Annotated in this window: 10 protein-coding genes and 1 pseudogene; 4 read left to right on the top strand and 7 right to left on the bottom strand. The window is 70.2% G+C overall.

Features of this window, described 5'->3' with window-relative positions; translation table 11 throughout:
* Position 1: 1 nt before the first annotated feature.
* The 6 genes and pseudogenes from ACIBBA_RS26315 to ACIBBA_RS26290 all read right to left on the bottom strand — a co-directional run bounded on the left by ACIBBA_RS26315 (position 2) and on the right by ACIBBA_RS26290 (position 6,598).
* Positions 2 to 355 carry a YciI family protein gene (locus ACIBBA_RS26315; protein WP_396700603.1) on the bottom strand — a complete coding sequence of 118 codons (354 nt, stop codon included), beginning with the start codon at positions 353 to 355 and terminating at the stop codon, positions 2 to 4.
* 39 nt (positions 356 to 394) lie between these two features.
* Positions 395 to 808, bottom strand: a complete 414-nt coding sequence (locus ACIBBA_RS26310) for a DUF6069 family protein (RefSeq protein ID WP_396700602.1) — start codon at positions 806 to 808, stop codon at positions 395 to 397.
* Positions 809 to 1,160: 352 nt separating this feature from the next.
* Positions 1,161 to 1,721: a GNAT family N-acetyltransferase gene (locus ACIBBA_RS26305; protein ID WP_396700601.1), complete on the bottom strand. Its 561-nt coding sequence runs from the start codon at positions 1,719 to 1,721 to the stop codon at positions 1,161 to 1,163.
* A 413-nt stretch (positions 1,722 to 2,134) separates the two neighbouring features.
* On the bottom strand, positions 2,135 to 3,559 hold the full coding sequence (locus tag ACIBBA_RS26300) for an IPT/TIG domain-containing protein (RefSeq protein ID WP_396700600.1): 1,425 nt from the start codon (positions 3,557 to 3,559) through the stop codon (positions 2,135 to 2,137).
* A gap of 541 nt (positions 3,560 to 4,100) precedes the next feature.
* A complete protein-coding gene (locus tag ACIBBA_RS26295) occupies positions 4,101 to 5,117 on the bottom strand; it encodes an acetamidase/formamidase family protein (RefSeq protein ID WP_396700599.1) in 1,017 nt (338 codons plus the stop codon).
* Positions 5,114 to 6,598: pseudogene (locus tag ACIBBA_RS26290) on the bottom strand (APC family permease). The gene ACIBBA_RS26295 and the pseudogene ACIBBA_RS26290 overlap by 4 nt, the downstream one beginning before the upstream one ends.
* 222 nt (positions 6,599 to 6,820) lie before the next feature.
* Between ACIBBA_RS26290 and ACIBBA_RS26285 the strand changes: the two are divergent.
* Together ACIBBA_RS26285 and ACIBBA_RS26280 are read left to right on the top strand one after the other, a co-directional pair.
* Positions 6,821 to 10,189 carry an endo-1,4-beta-xylanase gene (locus ACIBBA_RS26285; RefSeq protein WP_396700598.1) on the top strand — a complete coding sequence of 1,123 codons (3,369 nt, stop codon included), beginning with the start codon at positions 6,821 to 6,823 and terminating at the stop codon, positions 10,187 to 10,189.
* Between the two features lie 97 nt (positions 10,190 to 10,286).
* Positions 10,287 to 10,970, top strand: a complete 684-nt coding sequence (locus tag ACIBBA_RS26280) for a GNAT family N-acetyltransferase (RefSeq protein WP_396700597.1) — start codon at positions 10,287 to 10,289, stop codon at positions 10,968 to 10,970.
* A gap of 21 nt (positions 10,971 to 10,991) precedes the next feature.
* Here the strand turns inward: ACIBBA_RS26280 and ACIBBA_RS26275 are convergent, their stop codons facing one another.
* Positions 10,992 to 11,666, bottom strand: coding sequence for a winged helix-turn-helix transcriptional regulator (locus ACIBBA_RS26275; RefSeq protein WP_396700596.1), 675 nt, complete (start codon positions 11,664 to 11,666; stop codon positions 10,992 to 10,994).
* A gap of 75 nt (positions 11,667 to 11,741) precedes the next feature.
* Here ACIBBA_RS26275 and ACIBBA_RS26270 point away from each other — a divergent pair, with 75 nt between their 5' ends.
* Entirely contained in the window at positions 11,742 to 12,260 is a 519-nt protein-coding gene (locus ACIBBA_RS26270; RefSeq protein WP_396700595.1) for a pyridoxamine 5'-phosphate oxidase family protein, read from the top strand.
* Positions 12,261 to 12,296: 36 nt separating this feature from the next.
* Positions 12,297 to 12,884, top strand: coding sequence for a dihydrofolate reductase family protein (locus ACIBBA_RS26265; RefSeq protein ID WP_396700594.1), 588 nt, complete (start codon positions 12,297 to 12,299; stop codon positions 12,882 to 12,884).
* Positions 12,885 to 12,905: the final 21 nt, after the last annotated feature.

Below are 12,905 nucleotides of genomic sequence, written 5' to 3'. Positions count from 1 at the left end.
TTCAGGCTTGGGACAGGTCGTCGAAGGGGCGCACCTCTATCGGGCCGCAGGCCGCGGCGCACTTCTCGGCCCAGGCCAACGCCTGGTCCAGGTCGGCGCACTTGATGATCCAGAATCCGGCGATGTGCTCCTTCGTCTCGGCGAACGGCCCATCGCTCATGGTGGTGGTGCCGTTGTCGATCCGGACGACGGTGGCGCTGTCCGGCGACAGGAGTCCTCCGGCGAAGACCCAGGCGCCCGCGGCCTGCAGTTCGTCGTTGATCCGATCGGTCTCCCTGAACATGGTTTGCATCTCCTCGTCGGACGGCGCGGGCGCGCCCTCGACGAAATGCACGGAAAGCAGGTACTGCTTCATGACGGTCCTCCGGTAGCTCGACGGTGGGATGGTGACAGGTCACGCGGCCAGGCGGCGCGCGACAGCGGGGATCACGATCGCGGCCGCGACCAGGTGGGTGAGCATCAGCAGCGCTTTGGTGCCCGCTCCCGCGTCGGCGATCACGTCCGGCACCAGCGACAGGACGGTCAGCGCCACCGTGGTGCGGACGAACGTGCGCCGCGGACGCCGGGCGAAACGGGACAGCAGCGCGGCGATGACCAGGCCGATCAGCGAAAAAGCAGCGGTCAACACGCCGAACCCCGCGACCGGAATCGGGGCGCCGGCCATGTCGAGGCTGACCCCCGCCGCGTGGCCGGCGGCGGCGACGGCCATGGTGGCCGCGCTCGCGGCAACCGCGGCGACGATACCGGTCAGGATCAGCGCACCGATGCTCGACGTGGTGGCGCGGGTCGTGTTCGCAGTGGTGGTCATCGTGGCCTCCAGTAGGTGCACGGCCGGCTCGGTGCCGGCCCCTCACCAGGGCTACGAAAAGGATCAACCCCAATCGACAAGCCGCCCGAAACTTTTCGAAGACACCCGACTCCGGGTGTAGGTCGAGGCGGTTGCGGGGCATAGCGGGCGGACCCGACGATACGCCGGTGACGCTCTCGGCTTCGATGAGCCGCGCGGCACGACCCGGCCTACACCAGAGCCTCCGTGAGGGCGCTCCGATCTGGCCGACGAACCGGCTCTCAGCGCCGAGCACGGCATCCGAGGCGCGGCCGTCCACGACCTGCGCGCTGCTGCCGCGGCCCGCAAGCGCCGCCGGCAGATGAACGCTCCGCTAGGAGCTCTCAGTGCCCGGTGACCCTGGTGGCTTGGTCACGGCGAAAAGTTCGCATGTCATGTTGTAGTACCGACGGGTCTGCCCGCGGTGTTCCATGCCCAGCCGCCGGCAGACAGCCTGCGAGGCGGTGTTGTCGGGATGGGTCACGGCAAGGACTGTCTGCAGGCCCGCGTCGAATGCGTACCGCAGGACCGTCTGTGCGGCTTCGCCGGCGTAGCCGTGCCCCCACGCGTGGGGGTGGAAGTACCAGCCGATCTCCGTTTCGCCCGTTGGCGGCAATGGCTCTCGATCGCTGGAAGCCAGGATGCCGACGAGCAGGAGCGTACCCAGCAGTTGTCCGCTGTGGCGGTCCTCGACCGCCCAGACACCGTGCATCCCTTCCTCGCGCCCACGCCAGCGCGCGATGGTCGCCAACGCCTCGTCGTGGTCGTGGATGACGCGGGGCTTGGCTCCGATGAAGCGTTGCACCTCCCACCGCGAGCACAGGTCGAGGACGAAGTCGGCGTCGTCGTCACACCATTCGCGAAGTCGTAGACGCTTCGACGTCAGGGAACGCACCACCGAATGCTATCGCCGTCAGGGGTGCGGCACGCCGATCACCAGTCGCCGGCGACCCCCTCGCTTGTAAGGTCCGGGCGCCTCGCCTGGCGGCTTCCGGGGCGCCTACGTCGTTGTCGAAATGCCGCCGGGTGCGAGCGGCGGCTCCTCGTCACCCGCACCGGCTCGGGCCGTGGGGCCGCCGCCCCCCCCCGGGGCCGCGGGGGGGGGCGGGGCCCCCGCCGCGCCGGCGGGGGCGCGGGGCCCCCCGCCGCACCCCCCCCCCGCGCCGCATGGTGGGGCCGGCCGCCCCCGCGGGGGGCGCCGGGGCCCCCCCGGGGGTTGCCGACGGGGCGCGGGGGGGGGGGGGCGCCGCCCCCCCCCCCCCCCGGGCGGGGCCCGCCCCCCCCCCCCCCCGCGGGCCCACGGCTGGGTCAGGCCGGCCAGACGCTCTGCCTGCGGCGGCGAGTCGCCAGCAGCAGCACCGCGCCGCTGAGCAGCATGGTGAGGCCGGCCGCGACGGGCAGGCCGAGCGAGGCGCCGGTGACCGGCAGGTTTGCCTGGTAGTGGAACGCGACCTCGTTCGACGTACCACCCGGCGTGGTCACCCGGAACCCGGCCCTGCCCGCCGCGCATGGCGGCGTGCGGAACGTCAACGACCCGGCGTCCGCCGCGACGGTGACCTCACCCCCGGCGATCGTCCGTCCGCAGATGCCGACCGTGGTCTGGCCCCGGACGAACCCGCTGCCCCGGACGGTCACGACGGTGCCGCCCGCCGTGCTGCCCTGGTCCGGGGAGAGCGACTCGATGCTCGGTACGACCGCGACCGCCCGGTAGGTGAACGTGCCGGCGTTGGAGGTACCGGCGGGAAAGACCAACTCGACGGTCGCCGGACCCGCCGGGTTCGGCGGGGTGACCACCGTGATCGTGGTGCCGGCCGGGTTGACGGCGAAGCCGGTGCCGGCCACCTCGGCAAAGGTCACCCCGGTTGCCCCGGTGAACCCGGAACCCGTGATTGTCACCGTCGTGCCGCCGACGGTCGGCCCCTCCTCCGGCGTCAGACCGGTTACCTCAGCGCCGGTGCCGTCGGCCAGATAGGTGTACGACAACGCGGGCGTCGAGCCACCGGCCGTGGTGACCACCACCACCGCCGGGCCGACCGTCCCCGGCGGCGTCACGGCCGTCAACGACGTTCCGTCGGCGGTCACGACCACATTGGTGGCGGCCACGTCGTCGAACGTCACCACCGTGGCGTTCGGCACGAAGCCGGTGCCGGAGATCGTCACCGGCTGGCCACCCGATTGCGGGCCGGAATTCGGCGAGATCGCCGACGCCGTCGGCGGCACCGCCGTCGGGCTCTGGCAGGAGGCTTCGGCGAGGATCACCTGCCCGAGCGAGAACTGCACCGGTTCAGCGCCATCGAGGCCGGAGACGGAGAGCAGCGCGCGCACGTTGATGGCGATCACGTTGTTCGGCGTGCCGGTGAGTTGGCGATCGACGACGGCGCGCAACGTGGCGTTGGTCAGACCGGTGACGGTGACGTTCGCGGCGAACTCCTGGGCCGTGTCCCGGATGGTGATCTGCTGACCGAAGACCGCGATGTCCTCGCCGGTGGCTCCGGCGCTGGTGTTGCCGGCCCTGCACTGCGCGGTGACCTCCAACCCGGAGACGTCCAGCACCTCGACGCCGAGGACGCTCAGCGCGAAGTTGGCGAGCTCGGACGAGGCGGACGACGTGGTCGGCCCGCGGGTGGCGGTGACCTCCGCGACCGTGCCGGTGGTGACCACGTTCTCCGGATCAGCGAGGGTGACGTCCACCGACGTCTCGTCGTCCGTACCGCCACCGGGCGGGGCGGCCACGCTTCCAAAGGTGCCCTGGGCCTGGACCGAATCGTCGCCAGGGTCCCCGACCAGGTCGACTACAACGCCTCGCGCAGCGGCATCGCCCGGAGCCGCGAGCGCCGGCCGCGCCGGCCCCAGAACGGCCGCGCCAGCCACCAGTAACCCCACCGATGCCACCGACAGTCGTCGCCAGACAGGTCCCATCGCTTCCCCCGTTCAGCTCAAGCAGGTGCTGGACGTGGAACCTGGATCCACGCCGCTCAAAGGCGAAACGAGACAGAGAGCGGCGCGCTATGGGTGAAACTACTGGGAGTGCATGAACAGCCACGTTTCGTCACCGATTCCGCAGCCGGCTCGGGACCCACTTCTGAGGAATGCTCGGCATGCGGGCGTGCCTCACCAGACCGGCCCGCCGTGCGGTAGCTCAAGATCGGGCGGGGCTGGCCCCCTGGGCCGTGAACGCAGGTGCTGCCACAGGGCCGGCGCACCGGTAGCGCTGGGGCAGCCACCTCACCGGGTGGCGAGACCGGCCGGGGGCGACCCGGCCGGCCCCGCCCCGTCAGCGGTGGGTCAGATAGTGGCGGGCCGTCTCACGCAGCCGGGCATGCATCCCCTCGTACCCGCCGACCCCGCCCAGATAGCGCTTGTCCACCTTCGCCACCATCGTGTAGTTCGTGTCGCACACGTTGCCGACCGGAGCCTCACCGGCCTGGCTGACCAGTTGGTACGCGTCGAGCTGGTCCAGCCCGACCAGCTCGGCGGTCCAGGTGACCAGGTCGTGCTGGCTGATTCGGTAGGCGTCCTCCAGCGGACGGGCCGAGCCGGTGGACATCAGTGCGTCGTCCGACTCCAGCCGCGGCCACGGGGTGCCGACCCCCTTGACGACGTCCACCACGACCGTGGTGTTCATGGCCGCCTCGATGCCGGTGCCGCACACCTCGCCATGACCCTGCCGGCAGTGCCCGTCACCGAGGGCGAAGAGCGCTCCCGACACGTTCACGCCGAAGTACGCGGTGACTCCGGCCCGCAGTTCCGGGGTGTCCATGTTGCCGCCGTGCGCGTCCGGGGTGATCGTCATCCGCGCCTCGAAGGCACCCGGTGCCACGCCCGCGGTGCCGTGCATCGGATCCAGCGGCAGCGCCACCGTGTAGTCGCGCCGGCGTGCCCGGTACGTCGCCGTGCCGGCGGCGACGTCGACGTCGTACCGCCAGACCACCTCGTCGAGCGGGGGTTGCAGCGTCGCCGTGGTGTGGGTGCCGGTGAGCGCGCCGAAGTGCGGAAAGGTGGTGGACACGGCCCAGTCCCGGGCCGGCTCGATGGAGATGAAGTGCACGGCGAGGGTGTCCCCGGGCTCGGCGCCCTCGATGTGGATCGGCCCGGTCACCGGGTTGAGGTACGGGAACTGGCAGACCTGCGACGGCAGGTCGCCGGTGCTCCGGACCCGGCCGCCGAAGCAGTCCTCGGTGTACAGCTCGAGGATCGTGCCCGGGCGCACCCGCAACACCGCCTCGCGCCCGCCGAAGGTGTAGGAGAGTTCGTCCGGCTCCGGCCGGTACTTCACCACGTCCGTGTTCACTGCGGCTCCTTCACCGGCTCGTCGGTGCTGTCGTGGGCGACTTCGGCGAGCGCGGCGAGCTCGGGACGCCGGCCCGTCAGGTAGAAGGCCAGCAGGACCAGCAGCCCGACGCCCAACCAGACGAAGCCGAGCACCTGGGCGGCGACCTTGGCGTTGATGACGACGTAGAGCAGGATCAGGAACCCGATCACCGGCACCACGAGATGTCGCAACCAGTCCCGGCTGCGGTTGCGCACGACGTAGTGGGTCACGACGGAGACGTGCAGCGCCAGGAACGCGGTCATGGCGCCGAAGTTGACCAGGGTGGACAGCAGCGAGATGCCGTCGTCCCGGCTGGCCATGTAGAGGCCGAGCGCCAGGGAGATGGCGGCGACCAGCAGGGAGGCGTTGGCCGGCACCTTGTGTTTCGGGTTGATCCGGGCGAGGAAGCGCGGCATCTGCCGGTCGCGGGCCATCGCGTAGAGCAGGCGGGAGGTCGCGGCCTGCGCCACCAGGGAGTTGGCGAAGCCCCAGGCGATCGCGGTGGCCAGGGCGGTCAGCCCGGCCAACCAGCCCCCGCCTGCCGCCCGGGCCGCGTCGTAGAACGCGGTTCCCTCGGGGTCGCCGTTGTCGAGCAGGCCGGCCGCGTCCGGCACCAGCAGGGCCGCGACCCACGTCTGCACGACGAACAGGGCGCCGGCCAGCAGCAGCGCCGCGATCATCGCCCGGCCGATCTGCCGGGCCTCCTCGCGGCTCTCCTCGGCCAGCATTTAGATCCCGTCGAAGCCGAGGAAGGAGAGCACGGCGATCGACACCGCACCGAAGACCAGCGGCCAGGAGAAGGTGTCCGCGTCGAACAGTGGCCGGAGCGAGAAGCCCGCACCCTTGCCCTGCGCCAGCGCGATCACGCCGACGACCAGGAAGATCACGAGGATGACCAGCTCGGCGGCGAGCATCACCCGGCTGACCCGGGCGGTCATCCGGATGCCGAAGTAGTTGACGACGGTGTTGAGCACGACGAAGGCCGCCAGCCACGCCCACACCGGCACGCCGGGCACGAGGGAGTGCATGGCCACGCTGGCCACCAGGTAGAGCAGACCGGGCACGAGGACGTAGTCGAGCAGGATCACCCAGCCGGCGAGGAAGCCGGCGGGCGGTGCGATGCCGCGACCGGCGTAGCTGTAGACCGAGCCGGCCATGGGGAACGCGCGGACCATCTGCGCGTACGACAGGGCGGTGAACATCATCGCCACCATGCCGATGATGTAGGCCAGCGCGACCATGCCGCCGGAGCCGGCGTACACGCTGCCGAAGATGCCGAAGGGGGCGATCGGCACCATGAAGATCAGCCCGTAGACGAGCAGGTCGGTGAAGCTGAGGGTCCGACTCAGTTCCTGTCGGTAGCCGAACTGTTCGACCTGGGTGACTGTCCTGGGTGGGTCGGGAGGTTGAGCCACGGCACGCCTCCTTGATCTGGTGAGGCCGCACGTTAGCCCAGCCATGGACGAACATCTAGATCGATGTGCCTGGATTGAGAACATCGCGAAATCACGCCGCAGAAAAAGTCAGGCTTGACTGTTGCTTCACCAGAGCCCTTTGGCCCGAAACTTCTTCGAAACGTTCCGGAAAAGCAAGCGTCGCCATAACATTCACGCACTTGGAAGTCCTCACCCCAGTGCCAGCACCAACCCGCCGACGCTCTCCGATCGCCGTAAGGACCCCCGATGCGACTCTGGCATTCGTCTCGTCGAACACGACGCCGGTCGCGACAGCTGGCCGTGCTCTGCTTGGCCGCGCTCGTCGCCGCCCTCGCGGTGGCGCCCACGCCCGCCGCCGCCGCGACCGTCCTCTCCACCACCTTCGAAACCGGCTCGTACAGCCCCTGGGGCCCACGTGGTGACGTGATCCTCGCCATTGCCGACGAAGGCCACGAGAGTCAGAAAAGCCTCTCGGTCACCGGCCGCACGGCCAACTGGCAGGGCCCCGCCACGAGCGCGACCGCTCTGTTCGAGCCCTCCACGCCGTACTCGGTCACCGCCTGGGCCAAGCTCCCGGCCGGCACCGAGGGCAGCGCCGGCGTGCACTTCACCGTCGAGGCGACCCCGGCCAACGGGGGTGACAACACGTACACCTGGATCGGCGGAAGCGTCACCGCCACCGCGGCCGGCTGGGTCCGGATCGGCGGCGACTACACCCTGCCCGCCGGCCTCAGCTCCGCCACCCTCTACGTCGAGGCGGACGGAACCACCCCGTTCCTCGTCGACGACGTCGTGATCACTGGACCGGACGGCGGGCCGGGAGGACCGGCGCCCGGCACCGTCGTCATCGACACCGACTTCGAGGACGGGCTGGACGGCTGGGGCCCGCGCGACGGCGGCCCGGGCGCCCCACGGGTCACGCTCAGCGACATCGCGCACAGCGGCGCCGCCGCGGCTCTGGTCACCGATCGGGTCAACCAGGGCGCCGGCCTCGGCCGCGACGTGACCGGCCTGTTCGAGACGGGTGTGACCTACGCGTTCCGGGCGTGGCTGCGATTCGCCGAAGGCCAGCCGACCGACCAGATCTGGCTCAGCCTCGCCAGCACCACCGGCGGCAGCCAGTCGTTCAGCACCCTCGCCCAATTCGACACCGTCACCAACACCGGGTGGACCGAGGTGACCGGCAGCTTCACCATGCCAGCCGCGGACAGCGCCTTCCTCTACTTCGAGAGCCGCTGGCAGGGCGCGGACACGACCGGCAACACCAGCGACTTCCTCGTCGACGACATCGTCGTACGGGTGCCGGAGCCCCCGGTCGTCGAGGACCTCACCGGCATCCACGAGACCACCGACTTCCCGGTCGGCGTCGCGGTCGACAGCCGCGAGACGGTGGGGGCGGCCGCCCAGCTGCTGACCCGGCACTTCAACCAGATCACGCCCGAGAACCACATGAAGCCCGAGGCCTGGTACGACGACGAGCGCACCTTCCGCCCGCACGACCAGGCGCTCGCCCTGATGGACTTCGCCCGGGACAACGACCTGCGGGTCTACGGTCACGTGCTGGTCTGGCACAGCCAGACCCCGGCCTGGTTCTTCCAGGACTCGGCCGGCCAGCCGCTGACCACCTCCGAGGCCCACCGGCAGGTGCTGCGTGACCGGCTGCGCACCCACATCTTCGCCGTCGCCGAGTCGCTCAGCGAACGGTACGGCCCCTTCGGCTCCCCCACCAACCCGCTGTACGCGTTCGACGCGGTCAACGAGGTGATCAGCGACAGCGGCGAGTACGCCGACGGGCTGCGCCGCAGCGAGTGGTACCGGATCCTCGGTGAGAGCTACATCGACCTCACGTTCGAGTACGCGGACGAGGCGTTCAACGACGTCTACGCCGCCGAGGGCGCCGACCCGGTCACCCTCTTCATCAACGACTACAACACGGAGCAGAGCGGCAAGCAGGCCCGCTACCGGGCCCTCGTCGAGCGGCTGCTCGCGCGCGGCGTGCCGATCGGCGGTGTGGGCCACCAGTTCCACGTATCGCTGGCCACGCCGGTCAGCAGCCTGGAGGGCGCGCTGGAGGCGTTCGGGGACCTGCCCGTGACGCAGGCCGTCACCGAACTGGACGTCACGACGGGCACCCCGGTGACCCAGGCGAACCTGATCGAGCAGGGCTACTACTACCGGGACGCCTTCCGGATCTTCCGGGCGCACGGCGACGACCTGTTCGCCGTCACCGTCTGGGGCCTCACCGACGGCCGGTCGTGGCGGGCCGGCAGCGGCGCGCCGCTGCTCTTCGACGACAACCTGAAAGCCAAGCCCGCCTACCACGGGGCGGTGGACGGCGAGCTGCCCGCCCGGCTGAGGACCGCCGACGTCTTCGCCGGCGACGTACCCCTCACCGCTGCCGCGACCACCGACCTGGCCTGGCGCAAGCTGCCGCCGCACCCCGTCGGGGACCGGGCGCGGTTCCAGCTGCGCTGGGCGCCGGGGCACCTGACGGCGTACGTCACGGTCACCGACACGACCGTCTCCGCCGACGACCGGGTCAGTTTCGTGTTGAACGGCGAGACCTACCAGGTCTCCCGGGACGGCAGCGGTACGGTGCCGGCCGTGGCGGCCACCCGGGACGGCGGTTACCATCTGGTCGCCCACCTGCCGCTGGCCGGCGCCGTCCGGGGCGACACGCTCACCCTGGACGTGCGGGTCACCGACAACGGCGCCACGTCCGGTTGGAACAGCCCCGGCGCGGTCGGCACCCTCACCCTGGTCGAGGAGCTGTCGTACCTGGAGGTGCGCCAGGTCGCCAGCGCGCTGGTCATCGACGGCACGGTCGACGCGGCCTGGGCCCACGCGGGAATGGTGACCACGGCCAAGCAGGTGTCCGGCACCGACGGCGCGACCGCCACCGTCCGGACCCTCTGGCGGGGCCAGACGCTCTACGTGCTCGCCGAGGTCGCCGACCCGGTGGTGGACGTCTCCGGCTCCGACCCGTGGACGCAGGACTCGGTCGAGTTCTACGTCGACGCCGGCAACGCCAAGAACGGCGCCTACCGCTACGACGACACCCAGATCCGGATCAATGCCGACAACGTCGTCTCGTTCGGCACGGGTGACGAGACGTTCCAGGGGAGCCGGTTGCAGAGCGCGGCCGTCCGCACCGGGACGGGCTACACCGTCGAGGCCGCGATCAGCCTGCTGGAGTACGGCGGCCTCGACACGTTCCACGGCCTGGACTTCCAGGTCAACGACGCGTCGAACGGCACCCGGACGGCGATCCGCAACTGGGCCGAGCAGGAGGGCGTGGGTTACCAGAGCACCGCCAGGTGGGGCGTGGGCCGGCTGGTAGCGGGCTCCAACGTGGATGTCGTGACGACCCGCTTCACCGCGTGGACGTCGGACGACGGCGGCGGTTACTGCGCCACCATCACCGCCACCAACCGAGGCGACAAGCCCGTCGAGTGGCACGCCGTGGTCAACCTCGAAGGCGACATCTACAACGCCTGGAACTTCGAGCGCGAGCCGATGGGCGGCGGTAGCTACCGGATCAGCGGCGTGGGCTGGAACCGGGTCCTGCCCGCGGGCGCCAGCACCTTCAGCATCGGGTACTGCGCCAACCTGTGATGCCCGCGCCGGTGGCGGCCACCGTCTCGGTGGAGGCGGCCGCCACCGGCTCGGCACGGGATGCGGGTAGCTTCCGTGCAAGTGATCTACTCAGTGGGTGAGCAACCTGCGAGATCTCATCGTCCGCTGGCAGCGCGGCTGGGGCGTGGCGCGCCATCTGCCCGTCGCCGAAGACGTGGGCGGCGCGTTACGGGTCCGGTGCATGCAACCCGGCCGCGACATCGAGTATGTCGCCCTCGATGCCGGCGAGGACCTCGCGTCGCTCACCACGCTGGCTGAGCTGGTCGCCGGCGAGGACGCCGTCACATGGCTGACCGTGCCCACCACCGACCCAGCGAGGGCGGCCTCGGCTCTGACGGCCGCCGGCCTGATCGTGCTCAAGCACTCGGAACTGCTGATGACAGCCGATCTTCGCAGGCATCAGCAGAACATGCCGGTGGCACCGTACCGGCTCCTGACCCAGGTCGATTCGCACCGCGGCGACAGCGTGGTCACGGCCACGGTTCGGCACGAGCCGGGAGAGGTCGGCGCCCGCGGCACGATGGGTGTGGCCGGTACGGATGCGGTCGCAGACCGGATCGAGACCATGCCAGCTCATCGCCGCAAGGGCCTAGCCAGCGCGGTCATGAGTGCACTAGTCAGTTCCGCGATCGAAGAAGGCGCCGAACACGGCATTCTCATCGCGAGCGAGGACGGTCAACGTCTGTACAGAACGCTCGGCTGGCAGCCGGTAGCCGATGTCGTGATCGCAACGACGCCTGGCAACACGTACCCGTCCTGAACGGACAGCGTAGTCACCACGTCAGGTCTTGGCTGGCTGAGGTGCGGGGGTGAACGGGGCCAGGAGAAGTTCGGTGAGACGCTGCCTGGCGTGCTCGTCACCGCTCAGGCGCAGCGTGCCGGCGCCCAGTGCCGCTGCCATGGTGATCTGGTGGCCGCAGACGGCACGGAGGGTGTCGAGGTCGGTGGTGAGCGTCGCATCGGGGTCGGGCGCCGTGCCGCGGCGGATCTGGACCGAGTCGTCGGCGACTTCGGCGAGGTAGGTGTCGGCGTCGATGTAGAACTCATAGACGCCGCGCAGGTCCGCGGCTCGCGCCGGATCGAAGGTCGCTTTGATGCTCAGCAGCAGGGAGTCGATGCCGAGAGCGCCTTCCGGTCGTTGCGGGGACTGGCTCCCCCAGCGGCCGAACTGCAGGAGGACGGGCTCCAGGGCGCGGCCCCATTCGGTGAGTTCGTAGAGGTGGACCCGCGTCGGCGGGCCCAGGTCCCGCCGTTGCACGACTCCGTGCTCGGTCAGCTGGCGCAGCCGCTGGCTGAGCACGTTCGGGCTCACGCCCGGTAGGCCGCCGAGCAAGTCGTTGAAGCGTCTCGGGCCGAGCAGGAGGTCGCGTACCACCAGCAGCGCCCATCGCTCGCCGACGACGTCCAGTCCACGCGCGACACCGCACGGATCCCCATAGCTACGCACGCCGCTCATGACGTCCAGCCTACCTGGATCCTAATTTAGGAGTTCTACTTGTTCCGTAGGAGTTAGCCCTCTAGCGTGGCTCTCATGAGCCTGCCCAACACCGAGGCGGCGAGCCTGCCGCAAGGTGACCTGAAGCTGCTGGACACCCCGTTGGCGCAGCGCCTGCTCGTCGCGCCCCTGGCACGCCTGGCCTACACCAGCAGGGACGGCACGCCGCGGTTGATCCCGGTGAACTTCCTGTGGACCGGCGAAGAGTTGGTTGTCGGCGCGTTCGCTGGCACCTACAAGATCCGTGACCTGCGCGCACGGCCGGACGTGGCGATCTGCATCGACACCGCGGACGGGCTCCCGGAGGTGCTCATGCTGCGCGGGAAGGTCACCCTGATGGAGGTCCAGGGCGTCCTGCCCGAGTACGCCGTTATCCAGCGTGCGGGAATGGGCGACGAGGTGGGCGACGCCTACCTGAAGGCGATAGACAAGCCGGGCCTGCGGATGGTCCGGATCGGCCTGCGCCCCACGTGGGTCGGAGTCGTCGATTTCCAGGAACGGTTCCCGGCGCGGACACCGGAACCCGTCCGATCCGCGCTCAGCGGCGGCCAATAGCCAGCGCAGCCCACGCACCATGACGGAGGACGAGAGATGCGCAAGATTGTCGTGTCGATGTGGACCACCCTCGACGGGTTCGTCGCCGGCCCGGACGACGAGATGGACTGGCTGCTGGTCGACGACCAGCTGCAGAAGTACGAGCGTGACCTGGTGGAGAACGCCGGCAGCCTGATGCTGGGCCGGGTCACGCACGGCGACTTCGCCGGCTACTGGCCGCTGGCCGCCCAGAACCCCGACGAGCCGGACGAGGTGAGAGGCTACGCCCAGCGAATCGACGCCCTGGAGAAGATCGTCGTCTCCGCCTCCGGAAACACCGCAACCTGGAAGAACACCCGGAGACTCGCCCGCATCGACCCCGACGAGATCACCGAGCTCAAGCACGAGCCCGGCGGGGACATCGTGGTCTACGGCAGTCTCACAGTGATCCAGTCCCTCGCTGACCACCGGCTCATCGACGAGATCCACCTCCTGGTACACCCCCTGTACCTGCGCCGCGGCAAGGCGCTGTTCAACGGCGAACAACCGCCCGCACGACTGCGACTGATGTCCGCCGAACCCTTCGCCTCCGGGGTCGTTCTCATGAGGTACCACCCCGTCAACGACATCCGAACCGCCTCCTGAGTTTGCGTCGTGCGGTCCGGC

The organism is Micromonospora sp. NPDC051006, from assembly GCF_044456245.1.
Taxonomy (GTDB): Bacteria; Actinomycetota; Actinomycetes; order Mycobacteriales; family Micromonosporaceae; genus Micromonospora.
The sequence above is the reverse complement of the archived record's forward strand: the minus strand, read 5'-3'. Positions and strand labels throughout refer to the sequence as shown.

Excerpts from the sequence above, each read along its gene's own strand:
- ACIBBA_RS26315 (WP_396700603.1), bottom strand. The coding sequence starts at position 355 with ATGAAGCAGTACCTGCTTTCCGTGCATTTCGTCGAGGGCGCGCCCGCG.
- ACIBBA_RS26310 (WP_396700602.1), bottom strand. The coding sequence starts at position 808 with ATGACCACCACTGCGAACACGACCCGCGCCACCACGTCGAGCATCGGT.
- ACIBBA_RS26285 (WP_396700598.1), top strand. The coding sequence starts at position 6,821 with ATGCGACTCTGGCATTCGTCTCGTCGAACACGACGCCGGTCGCGACAG.
- ACIBBA_RS26275 (WP_396700596.1), bottom strand. The coding sequence starts at position 11,666 with ATGAGCGGCGTGCGTAGCTATGGGGATCCGTGCGGTGTCGCGCGTGGA.
- ACIBBA_RS26270 (WP_396700595.1), top strand. The coding sequence starts at position 11,742 with ATGAGCCTGCCCAACACCGAGGCGGCGAGCCTGCCGCAAGGTGACCTG.
- ACIBBA_RS26265 (WP_396700594.1), top strand. The coding sequence starts at position 12,297 with ATGCGCAAGATTGTCGTGTCGATGTGGACCACCCTCGACGGGTTCGTC.